Below are 3,405 nucleotides of genomic sequence, written 5' to 3'. Positions count from 1 at the left end.
GATTTTTCGTTAATCTCCATCCAAAATTTATTAAACAACCAAAGCCATTACAATATTGGCAGTATTGCATTTTTATCTCCCAATGATATTATGCATTTACTGCCAATTATACTTTATCAACCGTATTTTGGGACAGAGCCTCATGTGGCGAAGTTAGGTATATATAAATAAAGAACAAATCCTATTGCATGGTTTCTCTAAAACTCAAGGCAAAACTCATGGATGTCGTCGCAAACATGCCCGTAGTCATATTGAACACAGCGGATGTAAAAGAGCTTGGCGTATTTCCCGGAGACCGCGTGCTTGTGAAATTCAACAGCCATTCAATTGTTGCAAGCCTTGATGCGACAAAAAAAATAGTTTCAAGAGGCGAAATCGGAATATACCGCGACGCGCAGATTCTGGGTGTAAAAAACAATGCTTATGTAACTGTTTTGCCGACAACAAAGCCAAAATCTCTGGAATATATAATAAAGAAAATGCGCGGCATAGAACTCAAAAAAGATGAGATACAGCAGATTATAGACGACGTAAATAGCGACATGCTAAGTGATGTGGAGCTTGGCGCATTCATGACCGCAGTATACATCAACGGATATACAGATTTTGAAGTCGCAGAAATTACGCTTGCAATGGTTGGAAAAGGAAATTCGATTAATTGGGGCAACAAAATCGTCTGCGACAAGCACTCTATAGGCGGCGTGCCGGGCAACCGGACAACGCCGATTGTTGTCTCCATTCTTGCTGCTGCAGGGCTGACTGTTCCAAAGACAAGCTCAAGAGCAATAACATCACCTTCGGGAACCGCAGACACAATGGAAGTGTTCTGCAACGTATCATTTAGCGTTCCTGAAATCAAGAGAATTGTAAATAAAACAGGCGCATGCCTTGTATGGGGCGGAGCTCTTGAACTTGCGCCTGTTGACGACAAATTCATACGAGTGGAGCACCCGCTTTCAATAGATCCTGAAGGCCAGGTCCTTGCGTCAGTGATGTCGAAAAAGAAAGCAGTTGGCTCAAAATACGTACTGATTGACATACCGCTTGGTGATGGCGCGAAAGTCGAGCGCATGAAATCTGCAGAGGAACTCGCACAGAAATTCAAAAAGCTTGGAAAACGCCTCGGCATGATTGTTGAATGCGCGATAACAGAAGGCGACCAGCCGGTAGGGTGTGGAATAGGTCCTGTTCTTGAAGCGATTGATATTATGAATGTCCTAAAAGGCGCAGGATGCAAAGACTTGCGCGAGAAATCAATAGAGCTTGCAGGAATCCTTCTTAAGATGACGAAAAAAGGCAATGAAGAAGCCGCAAGAAAAATTCTTGATTCCGGGCGCGCGTTTGAAAAATTCAAAGAGATTGTAAAGGCGCAAGGCGGAAGCACAGAAAAGAACTTTGCGAAAATGCGCGGAAAATTTGTGCGGGAAATAAAAAGCGCCAAAGCAGGAGATGTGCTTCGAATTGGAAACCACGCAATTGCAAAAGTTGCCCATCTCACTGGCGCACCAAACGATATTGGTGCCGGCGTGTATCTTAATGTCAAAAAAGGGCGCAAAGTAAACAAAGGAGATGTTCTTTTTACAATATATGCGGAAAAAGAGTATAAATTAACTGAAGCAGCTGATGCTGCAAAGAAGCTTGTGCCAGTTGTTGTAGGCGAAGAAGATGATATGGTTGTAAAAACGATGTGATTTTATGAAAAATGCGAGCATATCAGCCAGCAACATTAAACGCGGTTTGGGCAATAATTGGACTAATCGCTTTGTTGAAGATTATCTTTTAATGCGCAATAACTATATAACGCCTCGAAAGTAAATAGTTTTATGCAATCAAAATGCCTTCTCGTAGTTCTCGACGGCCTCACAGACCGCGGAAAAAAGACGCCGCTCTCGTCAGCAAAGCATCCGAATCTTGACCGGCTTGCGCGCGAAGGCATTTCCGGACAATTCTTCTCAATAAACCGCGGAGTGAAACCGAGCTCTGATACTGCGCACCTTTCCATTCTTGGCTACGACCCTGAGAAATACTACGAAGGCCGCGGCGTCTATGAAGACCTTGGAGCAGGAATAGAACTGCAGGAAGGCGATGTCTGCTTCCGGGCAAATGCGGCAACAGTTGATGATAAATTCAACATAATTGACAGGCGCTCGGGAAGAAATGATTATCGCCTTGGCGAACTTTTTGATCTGATAAACCTAATGAAAATGAAGGATGTTTTTGACAAAACGCATGGAAAACTACTGGATGATGTTAAGGTTATCGCACGCCACACAACAGAACATCGTGGCGTAATAGTTCTGCGCGGAAAGCATCTTTCAAAAAAGATAACAAATACAGATCCGCACACGCTTACCGAAGTCCAAAAATCGCATGCTCTCGACCATACTGAAGAGGCCCACAGAACTGCGAGCATCGTTAACCACCTCACAAAAAAGATTTACGAAATATTCAGCAAATCTCCAATCAACCAGGACCGGATAAAGCGCGGAAAAAGGCCTGCAAATATACTTCTGCTCCGCGGCGCAGGAATGTATGAAGAAACCGTGCCTTTTAAGGAGAAATACGGATTGTCTGCGGCATGTGTTGCCGGTGGCGCGCTTTACAAGGGTGTTGCGCGCGATATCGGAATGAACATAATAGAAGTCAAAGGAGCTGATGCAACGGTAAACACAAACCTTGAAGGAAAAGCAAATGCCGCCATAGACGCGCTAAAGACCCATGATTTTGTTTTCGCGCACATCAAAGGCGCAGATTCGTGCGGGCATGACGGCGATTTTGCAAAAAAGAAAAAATTCATCGAAAGAATAGATAAAGAATTCTTCTCAAAAATAAAGGAAATTGATGCGGTAATTGTCGTTGTCTCGGACCACTCTACGCCAGTTTCTGTAAAAGACCATACTGCAGACCCTACAGTAATTTTGATTCACGGAGAGCCTGTGCGACCGGATTCTGTCAAAGAGTTTGACGAATTTTCTGCGATGCAGGGCGGCCTTGGGATTGTAAGCGGGCGCGAATTAATGCCGATGATTCTTGATTTGATAAACAAGTCGAAGATGTATGGGGGATAACAGATAAAAGAAAATCCAGAGCATTTCAAGCATCTTCACGGTGGAGAAAATTGCTACACATTACGAGTGGGTAATATTAGAATAATCTATCTGCTTGAAGATAACACAATATACATTTAAGCGCAAGGCAGCGAAAAGATATCTACGACACATATCACAAACGGCTATACGCATTATACATTACACCGAGAATTAGAATAATTACTCTATTCCTTCGCGTTTCATTAATTCGCGAAATTCCTTTTCAGTAATGGGTTTTACCATACCTGTTTTTATTTCCTGAAAACGCCTTTTTGCAATCTCTATGGCTTCCACTTCCGCTATTTGCTCAAAATCT

2 protein-coding genes are annotated in these 3,405 nt (G+C 43.1%); both read left to right on the top strand.

Translation table 11 applies throughout. The features are described from left to right. Positions 1 to 188 precede the first annotated feature (188 nt). Positions 189 to 1,691 carry an AMP phosphorylase gene (locus KKB09_04125; protein ID MBU4300381.1) on the top strand — a complete coding sequence of 501 codons (1,503 nt, stop codon included), beginning with the start codon at positions 189 to 191 and terminating at the stop codon, positions 1,689 to 1,691. Positions 1,692 to 1,823: 132 nt separating this feature from the next. Then, on the top strand, positions 1,824 to 3,068 hold the full coding sequence (locus KKB09_04120) for a 2,3-bisphosphoglycerate-independent phosphoglycerate mutase (GenBank protein ID MBU4300380.1): 1,245 nt from the start codon (positions 1,824 to 1,826) through the stop codon (positions 3,066 to 3,068). The last annotated feature ends 337 nt before the right edge of the window (positions 3,069 to 3,405 follow it).

It is taken from the genome of Nanoarchaeota archaeon, assembly GCA_018897155.1.
Classification (GTDB): domain Archaea; phylum EX4484-52; class EX4484-52; order EX4484-52; family LFW-46; genus LFW-46.
Note: the sequence above shows the minus strand (reverse complement) of the source record. Positions and strands in the feature narration are given on the sequence as shown.

Coding starts and splice junctions, on each gene's coding strand:
- KKB09_04125 (MBU4300381.1), top strand. CDS start 189: ATGGTTTCTCTAAAACTCAAGGCAAAACTCATGGATGTCGTCGCAAAC.
- KKB09_04120 (MBU4300380.1), top strand. CDS start 1,824: ATGCAATCAAAATGCCTTCTCGTAGTTCTCGACGGCCTCACAGACCGC.